22 protein-coding genes and 1 tRNA gene are annotated in these 21,642 nt (G+C 38.1%); 7 read left to right on the forward strand and 16 right to left on the reverse strand.

Going from position 1 to position 21,642, the window contains the following annotated elements; all coding sequences use genetic code 11:
• Positions 1–493 precede the first annotated feature (493 nt).
• The 4 genes from CHI06_RS08895 to CHI06_RS08910 all read left to right on the forward strand — a co-directional run bounded on the left by CHI06_RS08895 (position 494) and on the right by CHI06_RS08910 (position 3,563).
• Positions 494–1,189, forward strand: coding sequence for an MgtC/SapB family protein (locus CHI06_RS08895; RefSeq protein ID WP_095248114.1), 696 nt, complete (start codon positions 494–496; stop codon positions 1,187–1,189).
• 82 nt (positions 1,190–1,271) lie between these two features.
• Positions 1,272–1,344 (forward strand) — tRNA-Ala (locus CHI06_RS08900).
• Between the two features lie 360 nt (positions 1,345–1,704).
• Complete coding sequence (locus tag CHI06_RS08905) at positions 1,705–2,031, forward strand: DUF485 domain-containing protein (protein WP_095248116.1); 327 nt, start codon at positions 1,705–1,707, stop codon at positions 2,029–2,031.
• The gene (locus CHI06_RS08910; RefSeq protein ID WP_095248117.1) at positions 2,031–3,563 is read left to right on the forward strand and encodes a solute symporter family protein; all 1,533 of its coding nucleotides are present in this window, start codon (positions 2,031–2,033) and stop codon (positions 3,561–3,563) included. The genes CHI06_RS08905 and CHI06_RS08910 overlap by 1 nt, the downstream gene beginning before the upstream one ends.
• 37 nt (positions 3,564–3,600) lie before the next feature.
• Here CHI06_RS08910 and CHI06_RS08915 read toward each other — a convergent pair whose 3' ends face one another.
• Together CHI06_RS08915 and CHI06_RS08920 are read right to left on the reverse strand one after the other, a co-directional pair.
• Positions 3,601–4,941, reverse strand: a complete 1,341-nt coding sequence (locus CHI06_RS08915) for a DEAD/DEAH box helicase (protein WP_095248119.1) — start codon at positions 4,939–4,941, stop codon at positions 3,601–3,603.
• Positions 4,942–5,077: 136 nt separating this feature from the next.
• Positions 5,078–5,317, reverse strand: coding sequence for a sulfurtransferase TusA family protein (locus tag CHI06_RS08920; protein WP_095248121.1), 240 nt, complete (start codon positions 5,315–5,317; stop codon positions 5,078–5,080).
• A 139-nt stretch (positions 5,318–5,456) separates the two neighbouring features.
• Here CHI06_RS08920 and CHI06_RS08925 point away from each other — a divergent pair, with 139 nt between their 5' ends.
• Entirely contained in the window at positions 5,457–6,353 is an 897-nt protein-coding gene (locus tag CHI06_RS08925) for a selenium metabolism-associated LysR family transcriptional regulator (protein ID WP_095248123.1), read from the forward strand.
• Positions 6,354–6,395: 42 nt separating this feature from the next.
• Here the strand turns inward: CHI06_RS08925 and CHI06_RS08930 are convergent, their stop codons facing one another.
• The 3 genes from CHI06_RS08930 to CHI06_RS08940 are packed head-to-tail and all read right to left on the reverse strand — an operon-like array spanning position 6,396 to position 8,131.
• Entirely contained in the window at positions 6,396–7,532 is a 1,137-nt protein-coding gene (locus CHI06_RS08930) for a zinc-dependent alcohol dehydrogenase (protein ID WP_095248125.1), read from the reverse strand.
• Positions 7,533–7,547: 15 nt separating this feature from the next.
• Positions 7,548–7,907 (reverse strand): spore coat protein, encoded by a 360-nt coding sequence (locus CHI06_RS08935; RefSeq protein ID WP_095248127.1) that lies wholly within the window; start codon positions 7,905–7,907, stop codon positions 7,548–7,550.
• Between the two features lie 14 nt (positions 7,908–7,921).
• Entirely contained in the window at positions 7,922–8,131 is a 210-nt protein-coding gene (locus CHI06_RS08940) for a spore coat protein (RefSeq protein ID WP_095248129.1), read from the reverse strand.
• 127 nt (positions 8,132–8,258) lie between these two features.
• Between CHI06_RS08940 and CHI06_RS08945 the strand changes: the two genes are divergently transcribed.
• Complete coding sequence (locus CHI06_RS08945; RefSeq protein ID WP_095248131.1) at positions 8,259–8,465, forward strand: hypothetical protein; 207 nt, start codon at positions 8,259–8,261, stop codon at positions 8,463–8,465.
• Positions 8,462–8,761, forward strand: a complete 300-nt coding sequence (locus tag CHI06_RS08950; protein WP_095248132.1) for a spore coat protein — start codon at positions 8,462–8,464, stop codon at positions 8,759–8,761. Before CHI06_RS08945 ends, CHI06_RS08950 begins: the two co-directional genes overlap by 4 nt.
• 33 nt (positions 8,762–8,794) lie before the next feature.
• Here CHI06_RS08950 and CHI06_RS08955 read toward each other — a convergent pair whose 3' ends face one another.
• The 11 genes from CHI06_RS08955 to CHI06_RS09005 form a co-directional block, all read right to left on the reverse strand.
• Positions 8,795–10,297 carry an acyl-CoA synthetase gene (locus CHI06_RS08955; RefSeq protein WP_095248134.1) on the reverse strand — a complete coding sequence of 501 codons (1,503 nt, stop codon included), beginning with the start codon at positions 10,295–10,297 and terminating at the stop codon, positions 8,795–8,797.
• 109 nt (positions 10,298–10,406) lie between these two features.
• Positions 10,407–11,147: a 3-oxoacyl-ACP reductase FabG gene (fabG, locus tag CHI06_RS08960; RefSeq protein WP_095248136.1), complete on the reverse strand. Its 741-nt coding sequence runs from the start codon at positions 11,145–11,147 to the stop codon at positions 10,407–10,409.
• Positions 11,144–12,064, reverse strand: coding sequence for an intracellular short-chain-length polyhydroxyalkanoate depolymerase (gene phaZ, locus CHI06_RS08965; protein ID WP_095248137.1), 921 nt, complete (start codon positions 12,062–12,064; stop codon positions 11,144–11,146). Before phaZ ends, fabG begins: the two co-directional genes overlap by 4 nt.
• Positions 12,046–13,059, reverse strand: coding sequence for a 3-oxoacyl-ACP synthase (locus CHI06_RS08970; RefSeq protein ID WP_095248139.1), 1,014 nt, complete (start codon positions 13,057–13,059; stop codon positions 12,046–12,048). Before CHI06_RS08970 ends, phaZ begins: the two co-directional genes overlap by 19 nt.
• Positions 13,060–13,076: 17 nt before the next feature.
• Positions 13,077–13,256, reverse strand: coding sequence for a hypothetical protein (locus CHI06_RS08975; protein ID WP_095248141.1), 180 nt, complete (start codon positions 13,254–13,256; stop codon positions 13,077–13,079).
• A gap of 11 nt (positions 13,257–13,267) precedes the next feature.
• A complete protein-coding gene (locus CHI06_RS08980; protein ID WP_095248142.1) occupies positions 13,268–14,266 on the reverse strand; it encodes a branched-chain amino acid ABC transporter permease in 999 nt (332 codons plus the stop codon).
• Between the two features lie 4 nt (positions 14,267–14,270).
• Entirely contained in the window at positions 14,271–15,131 is an 861-nt protein-coding gene (locus tag CHI06_RS08985) for a branched-chain amino acid ABC transporter permease (RefSeq protein WP_095248144.1), read from the reverse strand.
• Between the two features lie 19 nt (positions 15,132–15,150).
• On the reverse strand, positions 15,151–15,858 hold the full coding sequence (locus CHI06_RS08990; protein WP_095248145.1) for an ABC transporter ATP-binding protein: 708 nt from the start codon (positions 15,856–15,858) through the stop codon (positions 15,151–15,153).
• Positions 15,855–16,610 carry an ABC transporter ATP-binding protein gene (locus CHI06_RS08995; protein WP_095248147.1) on the reverse strand — a complete coding sequence of 252 codons (756 nt, stop codon included), beginning with the start codon at positions 16,608–16,610 and terminating at the stop codon, positions 15,855–15,857. The genes CHI06_RS08990 and CHI06_RS08995 overlap by 4 nt, the downstream gene beginning before the upstream one ends.
• Before the next feature lie 350 nt (positions 16,611–16,960).
• Positions 16,961–18,145: a substrate-binding domain-containing protein gene (locus CHI06_RS09000; RefSeq protein ID WP_095248159.1), complete on the reverse strand. Its 1,185-nt coding sequence runs from the start codon at positions 18,143–18,145 to the stop codon at positions 16,961–16,963.
• A gap of 195 nt (positions 18,146–18,340) precedes the next feature.
• Positions 18,341–21,589: a BTAD domain-containing putative transcriptional regulator gene (locus CHI06_RS09005; RefSeq protein ID WP_095248149.1), complete on the reverse strand. Its 3,249-nt coding sequence runs from the start codon at positions 21,587–21,589 to the stop codon at positions 18,341–18,343.
• Positions 21,590–21,642 lie beyond the last annotated feature (53 nt).

The following is a 21,642-nucleotide window of genomic DNA, read 5'->3' on the forward strand; positions in this document are numbered from 1 at the left end:
ATTATTTCTCTGATGAGCTCGTCCTACTAAGTAAGCTCAAAAGCGACCTCATTAATTTAACATATCCACCATGACGATGTCAACAACTTTTCAATTTCTTTTTTCGTTGTGTGACTCACTCGTGAGGACGAGATTTAATATAACATGTTCGAAAAATGATTGCAATATAATTTATAAAGTTTTTTTGTTTTCTTTATTTTTGTTAGAAGTTAAACAACAATTTACTATAACCATTTAATGAGAATAAAGAATATATAACTGTCAAAGGATAAATCAAATATGTGATAACTCATAAATTCAACCATTTATGTATATGTAATTAGTAAGAGCTAAAATAATTTAAGACTGTACAATGGAGAAAAGCAACACTAGCTTTTCCAACTATATTTAGTAATAAGTAATATTTCTTTATTTTTCATGGAAGGGATATCGTATAATAGTAATAACTATATTCTATTTATCACTAATCACAATAATAATGGACGTGAAGTCAATGGAGAATATTGATTATGATATATTATTAAAGCTTGGAGTATCTGCGATTTTTGGACTTATCATTGGGCTTGAACGTGAATTAAAGAGAAAACCTGTTGGACTTAAGACAAGTCTTGTAATATCTGTAGTGAGTTGTCTACTAACCATTGTTTCAATTGAATCTGCTTATATGTTTCCTGCTTCTGATGATGTAAAAATTACTATGGACCCTCTTCGTCTTGCTGCGCAAATTGTTTCTGGTATCGGTTTTCTAGGTGCAGGCGTAATTCTTAGACGGGGAAATGATAGTATATCTGGTTTAACAACGGCTGCAATGATTTGGGGTGCAGCTGGAATCGGTATCGCTGTTGGGGCTGGTTTCTTTATCGAAGCGTTTGTTGGTGTCGCCTTACTAATTATTAGTGTAGAGTTGGTGCCTTATGTCATGAAGTTCATTGGTCCAAAGCAATTGCGTGAAAAAGAAATTAGCCTTCAATTATTTATTAGAGATAAAATCCAAATTGAAGATGCCATTTCATTTATTATGAGTAGAAAATATATTATCCGCAGGATCCGTATAAAAGATTTAGATAACGGCGACCATCTAGTTCAGATATTAATTGCCGTTGATTACCGTGAAAAGACTACCGAAGTTTATGATTCTGTTTCAAAATTAGATGGCGTCCATAAAGTTGAAATAGAAAGCATGGGGTAATTTACTTTTAACTGAAGAAAATGTAAAAATTACTATTGCAAGATTGGTATGAGAAAGATATAATTTTTCTTGTACCACATACGGGGGCTTAGCTCAGCTGGGAGAGCGCTTGCATGGCATGCAAGAGGTCGTCGGTTCGATCCCGATAGTCTCCATACTTAAAAACCTTTGCGCTGTTGCAAAGGTTTTTTGTTTTTCTAATGATAAAATCTTTCATCATCCTCCTATTTTTTCTTTCTTCATTTTGTTTTTTAATCTCAATATAGTGTAAAATCCCATTTGCAAAAAAATGTAATTTTTCCTATTGCAAATTTCAATATGTTGTTACTATAATAAAACGTGACAAAAATTATAATATTTAGAAAAATCAATCTCTTAAAGGAGGTGAGTATTTCCTGCGCTCATGACTGCTTTAATTACTTTGGTTATTTAACTTAAATGCACAGTCAGCTATATCTATTTTCAGTCCTCATTTTTTGTTTTACATTTTGTTACTATGAGAGGGGGAGCTTCCAATGGAGGCTAGAAAAATTACAGCTAATTCTGAAAGCGATTACAGTGCTATTGTTCAATCATCTTCATTCCAAAAATTACTCTCCGAAAAGAAAAAATTCATTATACCCATCACGATCTTCTTCTTTTGTTTTTATTTCGCCTTACCTATCTTAACTTCCTTTTCAACTGTTCTAAACAACAAATTCATAGGCAGTATTACCTGGGCTTGGGTTTTTGCATTTCTTCAATTCGTTATGACATGGGGATTATGTATGCTCTACTCTAAAAAAGCAGTCAAATTTGATGATTTGGCTGAACAAGTTGTTAAAGAAGGGGGGAGAAACTAATGAATACGGCCGCTTTTACGATGTTTCTTTGTATCGTTTTTGTAACGTTGGTAATTACATACTTCGCAGCAAAACGTACAAAAAACGCAAGTGAATTTTATACTGCCGGCGGAGGACTGACTGGCTGGCAAAATGGATTGGCTATCGCAGGTGATTATATGTCTGCAGCTTCATTCCTTGGAATAGCTGGTGCAGTTGCATTAACAGGCTTTGATGGATTCTTTTATAGTATTGGTTTCCTAGTTGCCTATCTTGTTGTTTTATATTTAGTGGCAGAACCATTGCGTAATTTAGGTAAATATACATTTGCAGATATGATCGCAGCACGCTTTGATGCAAAAAAAGTGCGTGGTTTTGCTGCCATGAACACCGTAACCATTTCTATTTTTTATATGATCGCTCAGCTTGTAGGAGCTGGTGCTCTTATTAAATTGTTATTAGGGCTGGAATATACTACATCTGTTTTGATTGTTGGGGTGTTAATGACTGTTTATGTAATTTTTGGCGGGATGCACGCAACAAGCTGGGTACAGATTATTAAAGCTGTTCTTTTAATGGGTGGCACATTCCTAATCTCCATTGTTGTTTTTGCTAAATTTAACTTTAGTATTACAGATATGTTCGAGCAAATGAAAACAGCTACCCCCTTAAAGGAAGCATTCTTAAACCCAGGAGTAAAATACAAGGATGGCATTGACACACTTTCATTAAACATGGGACTAGTTTTGGGGACAGCTGGTTTGCCTCATATTCTGGTACGTTTCTTCACTGTAAAAGATGCTAAAACTGCACGAAGTTCAGTTGTTTATGCTACTTGGATCATTGGGATTTTTTACGTTATGACGATATTCCTTGGGTTTGGCGCTGCAGCGTTTGTGGGCACAACTGATATTGTTGCAGCCAATGCAGCTGGTAATATGGCTGCCCCACTTTTAGCACAGGCACTTGGAGGTAATATGCTGTTCGCATTTATTTCCGCGGTTGCCTTTGCAACGATTCTTGCTGTTGTAGCAGGACTAGTTCTAACTGCAGCTTCAGCTTTTGCACATGATTTCTACAACGAAATTCTTAAAAAAGGTAAGGCAACAGAAAAACAACAGGTAAGTATGGCACGATGGGCCTCCATTGGAGTATCTGTGGTATCAATAGTTTTAGCTTTAGGGGCACAATCGCTTAACGTGGCTTTCCTTGTTTCCTTAGCATTTGCTGTAGCAGCAAGTGCAAATCTGCCAGTTATTATTTATACAATTTACTGGAAACGGTTTAACACTACGGGAGCCATTTGGGCAATGGTAGTTGGACTTATTTCAGCTATTGGACTTGTAATCATTAGCCCGAATGTTTTTAGTCCTGAAGTAGGAAAGGCAATTTTCGTTGGGAACCCTCTATTTCCTTACACGACACCTGGTATTGTATCCATTCCATTAGGATTTATTGCGGGATATCTTGGAACGGTCCTCTCCAGTCAAAAAGCTGATGCGAAGAAATATGATGAGGTACTAGTAAAATCCAATCTTGGGATTGGTCAATAGGTAACCAAAAAGGACTGAAAGTTACTTCAGTCCTTTTTTATTTACTCCGTTTGACTAATCCTGAATTACCGCTTTTCCTATTCCTGCCTCCACCTGTTTGGCTGGAACTATTTTGCTTGCTCTTAATTGATTTTGGCTTACTTCCATTCCTTGACGAAAATTTAGGTTTACTATCTTTCCTTTGACCACTCGTTGATCTTAGATTTTCATCCCTTTTTCTCCGGTTCTTCGATGGTTCTTGTTTATCTTTATGATCACTTTCAGCGTTCCCTATATTTTGTTTTTGAATTTTGATCTTTAACTCTTTTTCGATCATATCTAGTGTTTGGCGATCATCTGTTGAGTAGAAAGTGATGGCCAAGCCCTTAGTACCTGCTCTTCCAGTTCTACCAATTCGATGAATAAAGCTTTCGGCATCTTGAGGAATGTCATAATTAAATACATGTGTCACCCCTTCAACATCCAGACCTCTTGCTGCGACATCCGTCGCTATCAACAATTGAATATCCCCGTCCCTGAACCGTTTCATCACTTGCTCTCTTTTGGCTTGTGATAGGTCACCATGGAGCTCATCACATAAAAATTTGTGTGATTTAAGAACCTCATACAACTTTGAGACTCTGCGTTTGGTTCTACAAAAAATAACAGCTAAATATGGTCTATGTGTTTCAACCAATTGAATTAATGTTGCTTGCTTAGCTCGATCAATGGTATGAATGGCAATTAGTTGAACATTTGCTGCAGGCCCCTGCGTTTTCTCAACTTGGATGTATTCAGGTTTTCGCATATGTTTATTCGCTAGTGTCCGTATTTCCTCTGGCATTGTTGCAGAAAAAAGCATAGTCTGACGAGTCTTAGGTGTTTCCCTGATAATATCCTCAACTTCATTCAGAAAACCTATATGGAGCATTTGGTCCGCTTCATCAAGAACTAAAAATGAAGCTTCCGATAAGTGAACTGTTCCTCTTCTAATATGGTCTAATAGCCTGCCTGGTGTACCGACAACAATTTGAACATTTTTCTTAAGCTTCTTTAGCTGTTTATCAACATCCTGTCCCCCATAAACGGCTAACACATCTACACCAACAATGTCATTGGTCAACTTTTCAAATTCCTCGGTAATTTGTAAAGCCAATTCTCTGGTTGGAGTTACTATGAGCGCTTGTACATGTGGTGCAAGTGGATTTATTTTTTCTAAGATGGGCAGTATGAAGGCAAATGTCTTTCCTGTTCCTGTTTGCGCCTGTGCAATAACATCTCTTCCATTCATGACAAATGGTATTGCCTTTTCTTGAATTGGTGTTGGTTTTGCAACACCGAATTCCTTTAATTTATTTACGGTCGATTCAGAAATACCTAATGAGTTAAAATCAGGCAAAAAAATCCCTACTTTCTCTATCTATAAACAACAAAATTTTCGTCTTATTAATATTGAGTGTTTAACACAGAAATAGCAAATATTCTTTTTATAATAAAAAAATCTTATCAAGTTGATAAGACCTTTTCATAGTATACTAACGTTTCTCAATATAGTAATAACTAATTTCCCCAAAATCCTTACAATCTAACAAAGTGTGCTTTTGCATTCTGACCCAGGTCAGCAAATCTTCTTTTACCGTTTGTTCATCTAAAATAACCTCGATAATTTGTCCATCGATCAACGCTTCCATCTTTAAGAACAGTGATTTGATTAACTCGCCGCCTTCTGTATAACCTGCATCATATATTACATCCGGTACATATTGGAGTGACATTCATTAAAGCTCCCATCACATTGTATTCAAACCTCTAATAACAACATCTATTATAAAAAAATGTTATGATAAGATAAATTCAATTTATCTATTCTACCGATAAATTTAAATCGTTTATTTCAATAAAGGGGCAAAATCAATGGATTTACACCAATTATATGTGTTTACAAAGGTAGTCGAGCATAAAAGCTTCTCTAAAGCAGCCGAAGACATCTTTTTAAGTCAATCAACTGTCAGCTCCCATATTCAAACACTTGAGAGAACTCTTAATGTAAGTCTATTTGATCGGGTTGGCAGAGAGAATATCCTTACACCATCCGGTGAGCGTTTGTATCAGTGGGCACTAAAGCTTTTATTATTGAAGGACCAGGCAATGTTGGACTTAAAGGAGGGTGTGACCGAACTTCGGGGAATGATTCGAATCGGTGCAAGCTCTGTGCCTGGGCAATTTATGATTCCAAAGATGGTCAAGGAATTTAGAAATCGATACCCAAAAGCAACATTTCATATTAACCAATCCTCCTCAAAAAATGTGGCGGATAAGGTTCTAAATGGTTCTGTGGATTTCGGTATTTTAGGTGAAAAATATGAGAACGAAAAGCTTTGCTATATTCCTTTACTTAAAGAAAATTTAGTCCTTATAACGTCACATCATTCTGATATTGTCGGTTCTGTCGATATTCATGATCTCTTAAAGTTTCCTTTTATTATGCGAAACGCTGATTCTGGAACGAATTCGCTTATTGAAAAATTTTTAACGAAAAATCAAATTTCCAAAGACCAAATGAATATTGTTGCTTATACAGAAAGTGGACAAAGTTTGATTCAGTTTGTACTCCAGGATATTGGTATAGCAATTATATCGGAAATGGCTGCAAGGGAATACTATGATAGAAAATTACTTAGGATCCATGAAATTAATGGTTTCGATAATCAAAGATTTTTCTATCTCGTTTATAACCAAAACAAAACCCAATCGATGTTATCTAAATTATTTATTGAAAGTGCACATGAATTAATTAAACCTGAAAGCTAAAGCACAATCAATCGGGCTGGAAAAACTCCAGCCCGATTTTTGTTATGGTTTAAGAATAACTTTAATACAATCATCTGTTTTTGTATCAAACACTTCATATCCATGCTTCGCTTGCTCTAATGGCAAGACATGGGTAATGATGTCACTGATATCAATCTTTCTTTCATTAATCATATTGTACAGGAATGACATATAGGGAATAACCGGTGCCTGCCCCGTTTTAATGTCAACGTTGCGCTGAAAGATGTCCCCAAGCGGAAAAGCATTATATCTTCCACCGTAAACACCTGTAAGTTGAATCGTTCCACCTTTACGTACTGCTTGACTAGCAATAACAATGGCACCCATGGCTCCGCCATGAAGCTTCATACCCGTTGCCAAAAACTCCATCGGGGTCATTTTCCCATCCATTCCTACTGCATCGATGACGATATCTGCTCCGCCCTGAGTAATTTCCAGCAGATAGTCTCCTACATTTTCATGTTCCTCAAAATTAACTATTTCCACTTTATTTGTCCGCTTCGCGTGCTGCAGCCGATAATTAATATAATCAACCGCAATAACTCTTTTCGCACCTTTTAACCAGGCGAACTTTTGTGCTAGTAAGCCCACAGGTCCACAGCCTAAAACGATGACAGTATCATCAGGTTTTACCCCGGCGTGGTCCACACTCCAATAGGCAGTTGGTGCAGCATCAGCAAGTAATACAAGTTTCTCATCTTCCACTTCACAATTCTCCGGAAGTTTAAATGGAGTGAAATTCCCAAAAGGCACCCGCATATATTCTGCCTGTCCGCCAGCGTAACCGCCAGTTGTTTCCGAATATCCGAAAAAACCACTTCCTTGACCATGAGGATTCCCATTGTCACATTGACTTGTTAGATCGTGAGTACAATACCAGCAGTGTCCACAGCTTACGTTAAATGGGATAATGACTCGATCCCCTTTTTTTAACTTAGTAACCTCAGGACCTACTTCTTCAACAATACCCATCGGCTCGTGCCCGATTACATAATCTGTTGGCAGATTTGGTATCATTGCATGTATTAAATGCAAATCAGATCCACAAATAGCTGAAGATGTAATTTTTACGATAATGTCATCAGGATTTTTTATACTTGGATCCTTTACGTCCCTAACTTCAACATTCTTAATTCCTTGATATGTAACAGCCTTCATCTTTATCCCCTCCTTTTATTGGTTTGGTGTTGCAAACATTCCTTGCCGATCAGTATCGTTAGGGTAAAGGTTTAATTTAGCAATCTGCACCGCTGTCTCCGCGGCCTTCATATCAACGGGAAACTGTTCTTTAAAATTATGCGGATGTAGCCAGCCCTTCTTTATCATTAAATCAGCTATTTCAGTATGCAAATCGATAGCTGCCTCCATTTGCTTATGAAAAATTCTCCTTAGTTCTGGATTAGCGGTTTCTGTAATCGCAAATCCATAATTACGAATGCCATTTTTAACAGTTAATAAAAAATCCATAGCAAATGCAGAATCGGCCAAACTTGGCATCCCCTCTGCATTTCTTGGATCTAAATAATCTTGCATACCTTCCACCTCGCTTATTGTAACAATTGGCTGTTTTTATAAAAACGTACGATTTCATTAATATCATTAATAGCTTGCTGAACATCCTTTTCCATCAGTGCTTTTAACTCATTATCGAAGCAAATGCCCTGCATTAATTTTGACCGCAGTAAACAAACTGTTTTAAAGTTTAGAATCTCATGTGTTTCCATTGTTTCATGTAAGGCTAAGGTTTCATTGACCATCACACTCACCCCCAGGTTCTGCCTATATTTTCTCCTATTTGCATTTCCTTTTATGCAAAATGAATAAACCTCATTTGACTTAGAAAATATATAGAAGATTAATTCAGTTCGTTTTGGAGGAAAATCAATGACAAAATACCTTGGTCTTCATGAGACGCTTGACCTTCATGAATTGTTAACCTTTAAAAATCTATGTTTAACGAAAGCTACAACCATGAGTGTTTTAGCCCAAGATCCAGAATTGAAAGCCATTCTATCGGAAGATGCTGCCACTGGTACACAGCATATACAGCAGCTCCAAAAGTTTTTAACAGATAGGAGTGATCGTGCATGAATCAACTCATCCAAAACTTAATGGGAATGGGCGGAATGACAGACCAGGTAATTGCAACAGATTTCCTTATTTCAGCTAAAGCAGGAGTAAGAAATTATGCGGTAGCCATTACTGAAGCAGGTACACCAGAATTAAAAGCTGCCTTAAGAGAACAATTAAATACTGCCATTGCGACACATGAAAAAATCACCAACTATATGATTGCTAGAGGCTTCTATCACCCTCATGACTTAGGTGAGCAGCTGCAGGTTGACCTGACTATAACGGATACGGCCTTAAAACTTGCACAAAAATGAAGAAAAGGAGGACCCGTTTGGTAGGTTCTCCTTTTATATTTGTATACTTAATTCTTTTAATTTCTTTTTATCGATTTTTCCAACATGTGTTTTCGGGAGTTCATTTAAAGATATAAATTTCTTTGGAATTTTATATCTTCCTAGTTTTCTCTCACAATAGGCTATTAGTTCCAGCTCATCTAGTGGTTGAGGATGTTTCTGGACGATAAAGGCTGCAACAAGTTCTCCCCATTTTTCATCTGGGAGTCCGATTACTGCCACTTCATCAATCTCAGGGTGAGCTGCAAGCCAATGTTCAATCTCAAGTGGATAAACATTTTCACCACCCGTGATGATCATATCCTTCTTCCTTCCGACAATATAGTGGAATCCATCTTCATCCTTCCTTGCCAAGTCTCCTGTATGAATCCAGCCTTCTTTTTTCGTTTCTAGCGTTGCGAATTCGTTATTCCAATAATGCGAGAACGAATGTTTTCCTTTTATTAAAAGTTCTCCAACCTCGTTTATGGCGGCTTCTTGCCCATTTTCCTTTTCTAATTTAATCGAGTTGAATAACATTGGCTTTCCAACTGAGCCGCGTTTCACTTGCGTTTCTTCGGGATCAATAAAGAAATTATTTGGGCCTGCTTCCGTTAATCCATACCCTTCTTTAAATGCTAATCTCTTTTTCTGAAAGGCTTCATAAACGTGGAATGGACAAGGGGCCGCTCCTGATAAGAAGACTTTCATAGACGGAAATTCACCTCTCTGGAACTCTTCCGTTTGAATGAGTAAATGGTACATCGTTGGTACAAGGAGAATAATCGTACAGTTGTACTGTAGTATTGAATGAACCACTTTTTGTCCGGAGTACTGATCACCAATCACAACAGTTCCGCCGGTCATTAAGATTGGCAGCGATAATGCATTTAGTCCGCCTGTATGAAACATCGGCATATAGTTGATTGTTACATCCTCATCTGATAAATTCCAGCTAAGAATTGTGTTTATCGCGTTCCATTGAATGGATTGATGGCTTAACACCACTCCTTTTGGTTTACCGGTGGTTCCTCCTGTATAGATTATGGCTAGGGGGTCAAGTTCTGAGATTGGTTCTAAATCATTACTACTGTCTAGTAGTAGTGCCGTAATCTCTTCATACTTTGATTCTCCAACATAAAAAGAACAAGGTACTAAAGATTTCAAAGAAGTAAACATGTTCTCAAACTTCTGATGGATACCAAGTAATAAGGGTGAACAATCCAACAAAATTTCATTTAATTCATGTTCTGACAGCCTCCAATTAAGCGGAACAAATATCGCGCCAATTTTTCCACATGCAAACAACAAATCAAAATAACTGATATCGTTTGGAGACAGAAGTGCGACTCGATCCCCTTTTTTGACACCTTGACTACTTAACCAACCAGCCACTGAGGACGAACGTTTATTTACTGCTTCATAGGTCCAGGATTTATTTGAATCTTCCTCTATAATTGCCTTTTTATTTGGCGATAACCTTGCTCTATTTCCAAGCCAGTCAAGTTCCCACCTCACCGTTCAATCTCTCCTTCACAACTAGATGAGAACATCTTACATAATTTTAGTTACATCGAAGTTACAAGAGCGAGATTAAAAAAAACGGCCATAAAGGCCGCTTTTTCAATTACATCATTATCCCGCCATCTACATGAAGAACAGTCCCGTTTATATAATTTGATTCATCGGATGCTAGAAACAAGTAGGCGTTTGCGATATCTTCAGGTTTCCCCAGCCTTAACAGCGGAACCATCTGTTTCATTTGGTCTAATATTCTTTCAGGAACCTTGGCTGTCATTCCTGTTTCGATAAAACCAGGGGCAACTGCATTTACATTAATCCCTTTCCGTCCAAGTTCTTTCGCCCATGATTTGGTCATCCCGACTACACCTGCTTTTGTTGCAGCATAATTCGTTTGGCCAACATTCCCATAGACGCCTGAAACAGAGGAGGTATTAATAATTCTTCCTTTTCCATTTTCAATCATGGAAGGCAATACAGCCTGTGTACAGTGAAATACTCCTGTAAGATTAACATCTAAAACTGCTTGAAAATCATCGATGGATAATTTCGAAAGCATCGCATCTTTTGTAATTCCAGCATTATTAATGAGGATACCGATGTTTCCGTAGACTTCTCGGACTTTCTCAACCATTTCATCTACACTGGAACGCTGTGCTACATTCACTTGAAAAAAGGTTACTTCATAGCCCTTTCCCCTTAATTCTTGTGCCCTCTTTTCACCCTGCTCTGCATTAAAGTCAGCCATGGCCACCTTTGCACCTTCTTTGGCAAATACTTCCGAAGCTTTTAAGCCTATTCCATTTGCCGCACCAGTAATAAGAGCCACTCTGTCTTTTAATCTCATTTGAACACCTCATTCTTTAAAAAATTTGTCAATTCTTTTAGTAATTGAGGTAAGTCATCAACAAGAGGGGAATGCCCACAATCCGTTAACTCTACAAATTTAGCTTTTTGCCCCAAATCCTCTACCAATTCTTTTGTCATCTCAGCACTTACAACGAAATCACGGTCACCTCTTAATACAAGGACAGGTACATTAATTTGATCCACTAGTCCATTTCCTTCTACCAGCCCATTATGATAATGACTGATATTAAACGTATTGTTAGAATGATGTACTTCAGCTAAGTTTCGCTGTGTTCTCATATCCTGGACATATTCGTCATACAGCTCAGGTTCAGGCTGATTTTTTGTATAAATAACGGCGTTCCATATTAGTTTTAATAAATCCACATTATTCGTGTCATAGGCAGCTTGAACAGGGATGGTTCGAATTAAGTCACGTTTAATATCTTCATAGGAGGAAAATCTTCGCGGTTCCTCGTTCACACTCGTTTTTCCGTCAAACGGATACCCTCTAGTAGATTCTGAAGCTAATAAAATCAGCTTATTGCAATAACCAGGATTATCTGCAGCAAATTGCATGGCGACAGCACCACCTGTTGACCAACCTATAATCGCAAAATCCTTTAAGTCAATTTCATCGACAAAGAGCTTTACATCATCTGAAAAATCCTTGATTGAAGTTATTAGCTTATTGTAGCTGGATTTTCCAAACCCTCTTAAATCTAAAGCATATAGCTTATATTCCTCAGACATATTATTTAGGACTAGGTCCCAGTGCTTAGAAGAAGTCATGTTTCCATGGATTAACAATACCTTTTTCTCTCCTCCTTCCCTTTCTCGATAGGCAATGGTTTCTCCATTTGATAACTGTACCTCTTTCATCGTCACATTAACCATTACATCACCCTTCCCCATTTAATTGTAGAGGCTCCCCAGGCATAGCCAATCCCAGCACTGACTAAAACGACAATGTCACCCTCTTTTACCTTCCCTTCTTTTACGGCAAGCTCAAGAGATAATATTTGATCAATCTGTCCGATATGACCGTAGTCCTCCAGATAGATTGATTGCTGGTGTGATAAACCCAATTCTTTTAATACATATTCATGGGCAGACTTTTTCATGTGAAGCATGGCTATAAATGAAATTTCTTCCTCATTGTATCCACTTTTTCTAACAGATTCCCGAACTACCTTCAGAAAATTAGCCATTGATTTCTGTTCCAAACGCTGTTTCATCCCCTCAGGGTCAAGGACATCCAACATATTTAGCCGCTGATCAATCGCTTCTTTTGTAATTGGATTTTTTGTACCGCCAGAAACAACCACCACATCCTCTGAAAAGGAGCCATCAGTCAACAGCTTCGTTTCTAACAAGATGTTTTCATTGTGGTCTTTTTTCAAGAGAATGGCACCGCCCCCAGCACCTAGATTAAACATGAAACGTGTCCTCGGATTCTGGTAGTCGATGAAATCCCCATTTCGATATCCTCCTGCCAGGAGCACAGTTTGGATTGTTGGATCTGCTATCATCAAGCTTTTTGCTACCTTAAGTGCCATAACGGTCGTTCCACATCTTAAAGCCACATCAAATGCCCAGGCATTTAAGGCTCCAACAGCTTCCTGTAGTTTGATTCCAGCCGTCCAAAGTGGGTATTCCTTATGCTCTTCACCAATATAAATAACTACATCAATCTCCATTGGGTCGATTCCCGCTTTTTTAATGGCTTGCTTTGCCGCAATGATTCCCATTTCACACGTATGATCATCGGGACCCGGAACATATTTCTTCTTTATCCCCATCTTTTCTTCAACAACATGTGCAGGGATTCTTGCTTTTTCTGCTATCTCTTTGCCTGTTATATAATCCTGTGGGAGGTAAAGACCCGTACTTACGATTCCAATTTGCAAAACATCCACCACCTAGATTAAGTGTCTTCTACCATCGACATCATAAAAGCAGTAGCCTCTTCAATGGTGTCAAATAAAGTTTCCCGCTCTTCTTGAACATGGGTAACTTTAATCCTCCATTGTTTTTTACCAGTCTCTTTTTCAACAGCAACTAGTTGAAAACGAACGACGAAGGAAGCAATTTGTTTTGGTTCCATTTAGCCTCCCCCTAACCTGCTAAATTTTCTTCTTTCTTAGCAGTCTGCTGTTTTTTTCGTTTCCAGGTGAATTTCCTTAGTGTCCCCACAATACCTAGCGGGAAGAAAATGACAACCAAAATATAAATGATGCCAAAGAAAATAATCCAACGTTCAAATATCCAATGTTCTTTTGCAAGCTCCGTTAATCCATCGTGTGCAAATTCAATTAATCCTGCACCGATAATAGCACCAACTAAAGTGCCTACTCCGCCAATAATCGTCATCAATAAAGCATCTAAGGTAATATCCATTGCGAATACACTTGTATTCACATATCGAAGTGACATCGCATAAAACATCCCCGCAATCCCAGCTAATACACCTGAAACAACACTAGCAGCAATCTTATAATGTAATACTTGATAACCTAAAGACTCTGTCCGTTGTTCATTTTCTCGTATGGCCTGAAGAACTCTCCCAAGAGGGGAGTTGGTAAAGCGTTTTAAAATCATAAAAGTAGCAATCATTGCTGCCAAACAAATGATGTAAAAATTAGTCCGATCTATAAACAGTTCCGGTACTCGAAAGGTAAATCCATCATTTCCAAACGTTAAGGTCCGCCATTTTTCCGCTAATACTAAAAACAATCCCGCCAATGCCATGGTTAACATTGCGTAAAAATGGCTTTTCAATCGCAGTGTAAGCAAACCAACAATAAAACTTACGATTGCCGTAATGAGAATCGTTGCCAGTACTGCATAAATAAAATGAAGCATAGTAGGCTCAAAACGCTTCATGAATATCCCAATCGAGTAGGCCCCGATACCAAAAAACATCGCATGACCAAAGGAAACAATTCCAGTAAAGCCTAATAATAAATCGTAGCTCATCGCGAGGATGGCAAATACAAATATTTGAGTTAATAGGATTAACATATTTCTAGATTCATAGACGAAAGGCAAGAGAAACAGAAATGCAGCAATGATGATATAAATAGTATTTATTCTATTATTTACAATCCACTTCATACTCTCACCCCTTCCCGCCAAATAGTCCCTGTGGCTTTACAATCAACACAATGGCCATTAAAAGCATATTTACTGCTAATGATAATTCCGGTACATAGTAAGCCATGAATGAACCTGATAACCCTACTAGGATAGCTGCCATGACTGAACCTGTGAAATTGCCCATTCCGCCAACGACAACTACAATAAAAGCTAATATGGCAAATTCCATCCCCATGCCAGCGTGAATAACACCGGAGTATGGCCCGAATAGTACTCCTCCAAGTGCTGCCATACCGGAACCAATCATAAAAACAAACATAAATACCTTCTTAATATTAATCCCTAATGCCTGAACCATTTCCTTATTCATAACCCCGGCCCGGACAACCAGACCAATTTTCGTATTTTTGAGCAAAAATTGGACTCCTGCAAAAACCAGCAATCCAACAGCTATAATAAATACTCGATATTTAATGATAATCATATCGCCAATTTCCCAGCTGCCTCTCAAATATTCAGGAGGATTGGCTGTTAATTGATTAGGTCCCCAAACTACTTTGAGCATCTCTGATAAAACCAACATTAAGCCAAGTGTAATTAAAATTTGCTGAACATGGTTTCCGTAAACCGGTTTAATAATCCATTTTTCCGTAATAATTCCTAGTATAAAGCCAGTAAGGACAGCCCCAATAATCCCGATTAAAAAGCTTCCAGTAGTTGTATAAATCCAAATGCCGCTATAGGCACCCCAGGCAAACAAACCGCCGTGTGCAAAGTTAAGTACATCCATTAGACCGAAAATAAGTGTTAATCCTGCTGCTAATAAGAAGATCAGCATGCCTGTTGCCAATCCATTTAGTGTCAAATTGAATAATAGCTCCATTCAAACCTTTCCTCCTTCCCTAAGCAATCCCCAAGTACTTTCGTTTCATTTCCTCATCTTCTTTTAACTGTTTCATTGTTCCAGTGCTTACGGTTCTTCCATCATCGATAATATAAAAGCAATCGCCGATGGTGCTTGCCATCATGAAATTTTGTTCCACTAAGACGATGGTGGTTTGATCCTTCATTTGCAGGATGGATTCCATCACCTTCTCGACGACTATAGGGGCTAGACCTTTACTTGGTTCGTCAATTAATAACAGTTCGTTATCATTTACGTAGGCTCGGGCGATGGAGAGCATTTGTTTTTGACCGCCGCTTAATAACCCGCCGGGCTTTTTCCAGAACTTTTTTAAGTCAGGAAACAAGTTTAAGATATAATCAAGACGCTTATTTGTTTCTTCATTTTCTTTTTGAATGGCTACTTTCATATTCTCCTCGACTGTCAATCCAGCAAAGATACCTTGGTCTTCTGGAACATAGCCGATTCCCTTTTGGGCAATGGTATAGGTAGGCAAGGAATGTATCTCTTCTCCTTTATAGACAACACTGCCTTTTGAGGCTGGATTTAGTCCCATAATGGTCCGTAATGTGGTTGTTTTTCCGGCACCATTTCTTCCTAGGAGTACCGTAACCTCACCCTTTTTTACCTCAAGCGAAACACCTTGTAAAATATGATACTGTCCAATAAACGTCTCGATATTATTAAGCTTCAGCAGCTGTTTCACAAGCTGATACCTCCCAAATAGGCAGACTGGACCGTTTCATTTTTCATTATTTCCTCAGGTGTTCCGTCCGCCAGCAGCCTGCCATTAAATAGCACCATTACAGAATCGGATAAATCGAGTATCATATCCATTTTGTGCTCAATTAAAATAATCGTCCGATTCCCTTGTTCTTTAATTCTTTTAATCACTTCTAATATGGCAGGAACATCTTCTAAAGACATACCTGCAGTTGGTTCATCTAATAAAAGAACCTCTGTTTCAAGAGCTAGGAGCATAGCCATTTCTAACTTTCGTTTTTCCCCATGTGCCAAATTGCTGGCCAATGATTCCACTTTATCGTCTAACAGCACCAAACGTAACCATTCTAGAGCCTTTATTTCAAAATCTCGATATTTCTTATAATGAAATAACATCTGGTAGCGAACTCCGGCTTTTGATTGAACTGCCAGCCTTACATTTTCAAGGACGGTTAAATTAGGAAAGACGTTGGTAATTTGAAAAGAACGTCCTATTCCTACTCTTGTTCGCTTCGTCGAAGAAAGTTTGGTGATATCCTTTCCGCGAAAATAAATTTTTCCATTTGTAGGGTTTAATTGACCGCTTAAAAGATTAAAAAATGTTGTTTTTCCAGCACCATTTGGACCAATGATGGATTTAAAATGTTTTTCTGGAATGGAAATGCTGACAGTATCAACTGCTGTATGTCCACCAAAGGTTATCGATAAATTTTCTGTTTCTATTAAGGTTTTCACGCTTTCACCACCAATCTTGTAGATAGAAATAAGGAAGAGGGTGACCGTAAACAACAGGTCTAACCCTCATATTTTTTAGGCTGTGATTTGAACTGGTCTGTTGATTTTCGCTCCACTAAGGAAAGCTTCATTGAATAATCACCGAAGGGACAGGCGGTCTTTGCCTGTCACGAGGCACTTCGCTTTCCGCGGGCGACCGCAGGACATTGAATTTCACATCCATGAATTCGCGAACGCACGAAGAAAATGCGATAGCATTTTCGAGGAGTCTCGTGCCTTCCGCGGAAATCAACAGAGTGCCAAAATCATAAATCAACTATTAACGCTTCTATTTTCTATAGAACACCCTTTTAATTACGTACTGGAGGGGCTGTTTCTTCTGGTGTTAATTCTCTTATTAGCACTGGAACTGGATATGGTACCCCATCTTTCTTTTCGAGTTTAATGGCATATAATGCTTGAAGGGCCTGGTGATCTTCAGGGCGATAGGTCATCTTTCCTTTTGGTGTCTCAAAGCTCATGCCTTCCATTGTTTCGATTAGTTTATCAGCATCAGAGTCACCTTCGGTTTTCTTTAATGCTTCTACAATTGAAATAGCTGCACTCATACCGCCTGGTGTGAATAAATCAGGAACTTCCCCGTTAAATCTCTTCTTATGTTCAGATACGAGCCAATCATTAATTTCATTTTTTGGTAGGTCATGATAGTAAACGGTAAAACCTTCCATGCCAACAAGCGGCTCCATTGTAGCCAAAGCTGCGATATCCGGTGCCCCTGTTGAAATTTTGATTCCCTTGTCTTGTACCTTCATATCTGAAATCTGCTTCCAAGGTGAGTTTGCACCCGCCCAAACCACAAATAAATAATCAGGTTTTGCATCGATAATCTTTTGAATGTTCGAAGTAAAGTCAGTTGCTGCTGGGTCTGCATATTCTTCTAATACAATATCTGCTCCAAGTTTTTCAGCTGCTTCTTTAAAGGCTGCTACCCCGTCACGTCCGAAGGAATAATCCGGTGCAAGTGTTGCTATTTTTACATCCTTTCCAGCAATAGCTGCTGCACCCGCAACAGCATCCTGTGAAGAATTTCGCGCTGAACGGAAAATATACTTATTAAACTCAGAACCTGTGATACTATCAGCAGCTGCTGGTTCAACAATCATAATCTTTTGGTATTCTTCTGCTAGGGGTAATACCGCAAGAGTATCTGCAGAGCTTGAAGATCCCACTAAAAAGTCAACCTTATCTTCTTCTAATAGCTTAGTAGCTTTTTGAACGGCAACTTCCGGCTTTGTTTCTGTATCTTCAACCACAAACTCAATTTTTCTGCCTGCAACCTCCATACTTCCTTCGGTTGCATATTCAAGACCTAGTTCAAATCCTCTTAATGTTTGTTTACCATATGATTCCAAAGCACCGGTTGTTGAGGCAAGAACACCAATTTTAATTGGCTCCTTCGTCTCAGCCTTTTCACCGTTACCTTTTGTATCCCCCTCTGTCTTGTCCGAGCTGCATGCTGTAGCAAAAATCATCATAAAAATTAGAAATCCTACTAAAATCCCTTTTCTACGGAATGCCTTCACTTCTTTTCCCCCTTATTATCTAAAATAAAAAGATGCAAAGCTTTGAGTTAATCATAGGAGGAGTCAGTTACAGAGCAGTTACAAAGAAAAGCTGAAGTGATCTAGATGGGCTATGACTGGATTTGGACAAAAATAAACAGCCTCAAATTAAGGCTGTTTGATTTGATTCATATATTTTTCTGATTCGATAATCATGTCGTACATTTGCTTTGTGGGTTCTAGTGGAGATACTCCTAACTCTTCTTCTAAAACCAACTTGCATTTTCGATACCATTTCATTGCCTGTGGGCGATTGTTTTTTCGATAATAGCAATACATTAACAATCGATAGGCCTCTTCCCAAGTCCGGTCGCGCTTTAGTATTTTTTCACACCAATAAATAGCTTTATCATACTCTTCTTTACGGACCATAAACTGGGCCATTTTTTCAGCGCCCCGTAAAAAGTAAACTAGCATACTCTCTCTTTTACTTATACACCAATCATCATATCGCCGTTCAGGCAAGTATTCTCCTAGATAAAGCCTTAAGCCCTTTTCTAAAAGAGGTATTACTTTTTCCTGGGATGTTTCACTCAAACCATTTTGAATCAATGTTTGAAAATGAGTTGTATCTAATTCAATTTTGGCGTGAGGATTTATTCCATAAAACATCCCTTCTCTTATAATAAAAAAAGGAGCTGCCCTTGCCTTACGAGTTGGTTCAAGTACATGCTGGAGACTATTTAATGCAACTTTAAAGTCACGGTCGGCATGTTTTGTATCCTGATTAGGCCAAAGAATCTGGAGTATCTCCTCTTTGGATATTAGTTCATTTACTGTAAGAAAGAGCTGAAATAATTCCTTGCCTTTTTCACGCTGCCATTCTTTTTCCCCAACTTCCTTTTCCCCAAGCCAAATTTTAAATTGTCCAAGTGTTTGAACTCTTATCGAATATCCAGGATGTGAATCCAATGCCGTGATTCCCATTTCCTGAAGGATTTTTAGTGCTAATGACTTTTGAATATCTCCTTTAGTGCATTCGATTAATAGTGGAACAAACATTTGTAAATCCCTTGGACTGAAAACTGACACTTTATGAAAAAAGAACTCAAAATCATTTTTTTGAACTAGATATAAGAACTTATCCATCGTTTCTCTAAACATGTCTTGTTCTTTTTCTAAATAGTAAATATATGCCATCCAGAAACTACATAACGTTTGTCCAAAGGAATCCTCGCACTGAATAAATAACGCTCTCGTTTTTTCTAAGTAGGATAGACCATTATTAAGCCTTTCATTATAAATGCAGGTGATACCCATACAGAGGGTAATAAGTGCGGAAAGCCAGATATCTTGAACTTTTTCAGTCTCCTGTAAGGCTCTTTTCCCTGCCTCCAATGCCCTCTCATATTCTCCCCTTGTTCCATAAAGGATACAAAGTCCCATTAACGGTTCGGCTTTTCCTCTTTCTACATTGAGCCTGCTCATAATATCTAATGCAGTATTGTAGCACTGTTCCGCTAAATCTGAATCATATTTATTGAGAATTTGCACGGCATGCCCCATTCGAATCCAGCCGCACGCTTCTACAAAAGGTGCTTTTAAACTAATACCTTGTTGTATGCCTGCTTGAGCTAATTCTTTGGCTTTCAATCCTTCCCCTGTAAATGATTCTATTAATGATAATAATAAATCTGTTTCTCTATGGGATTTGGGAAGTTCTGTCCCATTTTTACTTGATAATTCTTCTTTTTGGTGGAGAAGGAACCTTTTTGCTTCTTCAAAACGACCTGTTCTTAAATACAGCCTTGCTTCAATATTTCCATCCAATATTGATGGGCTGTACGTTTTTGCCTTTTGCAGCCATTTTTCAGCATTTGTTGATTTTCCAGAGTTTAATAGATTTTCAGAGAGCAAGTAATATAACTTTGCCTTTTCCGCTTCTGAGCTTATACTTTTCTCTCTTGCCTCAATAGCTTCATATAATAACTTCTCAGCTTGATGAGGCTGGATGGTGTCTAAATAAATCTTCGCTTTTCCTTCTAACGCCTTGCTCATTCCGAGAAAATCGTGTCTCTTCTCAGCCTCGATATAGGTTTTATCATAACATTCCTCAGCCTCGTGATATTGGGAGCGATATCGATGGACTTCTGCTTTTAGGAACCAGAGAAGATAATAGTTTTCTAACTCAAGGAGTGGAATCAATGTCAATTGATCAGACAGGCTTTTTAGCATTCCGCCTTCAAGCATTTTAATCCCATTTTCTTGTAAAATAGAGGCGATTGCTTTGTAATGACTTATTTTTTTATAGTGATAGAGTGCCTCTTCCCACATCAATCTTTTTTCATAGAACCGTGCACATTTTTCATGAAGTTTAGTGTAGGTAGTTGGGTTATTCTTTAAGAAGGCATTTTCTAAGAATTCTTTAAAAAGTGCATGGTAGCGATAATGCTTTAATCCAATCTTTTGAATGAATAAGTTTCTTTCTTTTAATTGCTCGAGCATGCTAGAAGCACCTTGAATTCCAATTATTTCATCACAAAGTTCTTCCTCAAGAATATCTAGGATTGATGTTTGTTCTAAAAATTGCTGAATCATTGGAGGCTGTTTCGAAAAGACTTCCATAACTAAGTAGTCAAATAGATCTTGGAGTGAAAAGGAGGAATGTTCTAAAAGGGTTGATATATCTCCAGTTAGCGGAATCTGCTGTGCGATCATACACAATGCAATAATCCAGCCTTCTGTTAACTGATAAATACTTTCTAAATGAGCAGGCTCTATTTCTAGACCGTAGAGATCGATTAATAACAATTCCATTTCTTCAATGGTTAGCACTAAATCCTCCCGTGTAATTTCTAAAAGCTGCCCATTCACTCTCATTTTCGTTAAATGCTTCCAGCCAGGACGGCTGCGGCTTGAGATAACCATGTGTAAATTAGAAGGAATATGCTGCAGCAATTTTTCAATCCAGCTATTAATCGTATATGAATGCTCAATTTGATGGTAATCATCCAAAATTAAGGTGATATCAGAATTAACTTCAAGAATTTCATTAATAAATAATGAACATAAATAACTTAAATCTTCTTCCCTTATGTAGCGGTCCATTGTTTCAATATACTCCTCAATATCCTGCCCGAAGTCAGGAATAACTCCTCTTATTGAATGGATGATATAGGAAAGGAACGGAAGGATGTCGTCATCCATGGATGAGATGGAGTACCAGCAGCCTGGGATATTTTCATCCCTCATGAATAAAGCAAGAGCCGTGCTTTTTCCAAAACCAGCCCCTGAATGAATAATGGTCAAAGGATATTCAGGAATTTTCTTCATTTTCCTCGTAAGCTTAGCTCTTCGAATAAATTCATCTTTAACAACCGGAAATCGCAGTTTTGTTTGAATGATTGGCAGCTTCATTTATTTATCCTCCTTTCCATTTATATTTTTTCAATTTTTACACTATTTTATCA

This window comes from Bacillus sp. 7884-1, from assembly GCF_002272245.1.
In the GTDB taxonomy this organism is placed as follows: domain Bacteria; phylum Bacillota; class Bacilli; order Bacillales; family Cytobacillaceae; genus Neobacillus.

Bases quoted from the DNA above. Each gene is read 5' to 3' on its own strand.
- CHI06_RS08910 (WP_095248117.1), top strand. From the start codon at position 2,031: ATGAATACGGCCGCTTTTACGATGTTTCTTTGTATCGTTTTTGTAACG.
- CHI06_RS08945 (WP_095248131.1), top strand. From the start codon at position 8,259: ATGACAAAATACCTTGGTCTTCATGAGACGCTTGACCTTCATGAATTG.
- CHI06_RS09005 (WP_095248149.1), bottom strand. From the start codon at position 21,589: ATGAAGCTGCCAATCATTCAAACAAAACTGCGATTTCCGGTTGTTAAA.
- CHI06_RS08905 (WP_095248116.1), top strand. From the start codon at position 1,705: ATGGAGGCTAGAAAAATTACAGCTAATTCTGAAAGCGATTACAGTGCT.
- CHI06_RS09000 (WP_095248159.1), bottom strand. From the start codon at position 18,145: ATGATGATTTTTGCTACAGCATGCAGCTCGGACAAGACAGAGGGGGAT.
- CHI06_RS08950 (WP_095248132.1), top strand. From the start codon at position 8,462: ATGAATCAACTCATCCAAAACTTAATGGGAATGGGCGGAATGACAGAC.
- CHI06_RS08925 (WP_095248123.1), top strand. From the start codon at position 5,457: ATGGATTTACACCAATTATATGTGTTTACAAAGGTAGTCGAGCATAAA.
- fabG (WP_095248136.1), bottom strand. From the start codon at position 11,147: ATGAGATTAAAAGACAGAGTGGCTCTTATTACTGGTGCGGCAAATGGA.
- CHI06_RS08975 (WP_095248141.1), bottom strand. From the start codon at position 13,256: ATGGAACCAAAACAAATTGCTTCCTTCGTCGTTCGTTTTCAACTAGTT.
- CHI06_RS08895 (WP_095248114.1), top strand. From the start codon at position 494: ATGGAGAATATTGATTATGATATATTATTAAAGCTTGGAGTATCTGCG.
- CHI06_RS08930 (WP_095248125.1), bottom strand. From the start codon at position 7,532: ATGAAGGCTGTTACATATCAAGGAATTAAGAATGTTGAAGTTAGGGAC.
- CHI06_RS08985 (WP_095248144.1), bottom strand. From the start codon at position 15,131: ATGGAGCTATTATTCAATTTGACACTAAATGGATTGGCAACAGGCATG.
- CHI06_RS08940 (WP_095248129.1), bottom strand. From the start codon at position 8,131: ATGGTCAATGAAACCTTAGCCTTACATGAAACAATGGAAACACATGAG.
- CHI06_RS08980 (WP_095248142.1), bottom strand. From the start codon at position 14,266: ATGAAGTGGATTGTAAATAATAGAATAAATACTATTTATATCATCATT.
- CHI06_RS08935 (WP_095248127.1), bottom strand. From the start codon at position 7,907: ATGCAAGATTATTTAGATCCAAGAAATGCAGAGGGGATGCCAAGTTTG.
- phaZ (WP_095248137.1), bottom strand. From the start codon at position 12,064: ATGGGGAAGGGTGATGTAATGGTTAATGTGACGATGAAAGAGGTACAG.
- CHI06_RS08920 (WP_095248121.1), bottom strand. From the start codon at position 5,317: ATGTCACTCCAATATGTACCGGATGTAATATATGATGCAGGTTATACA.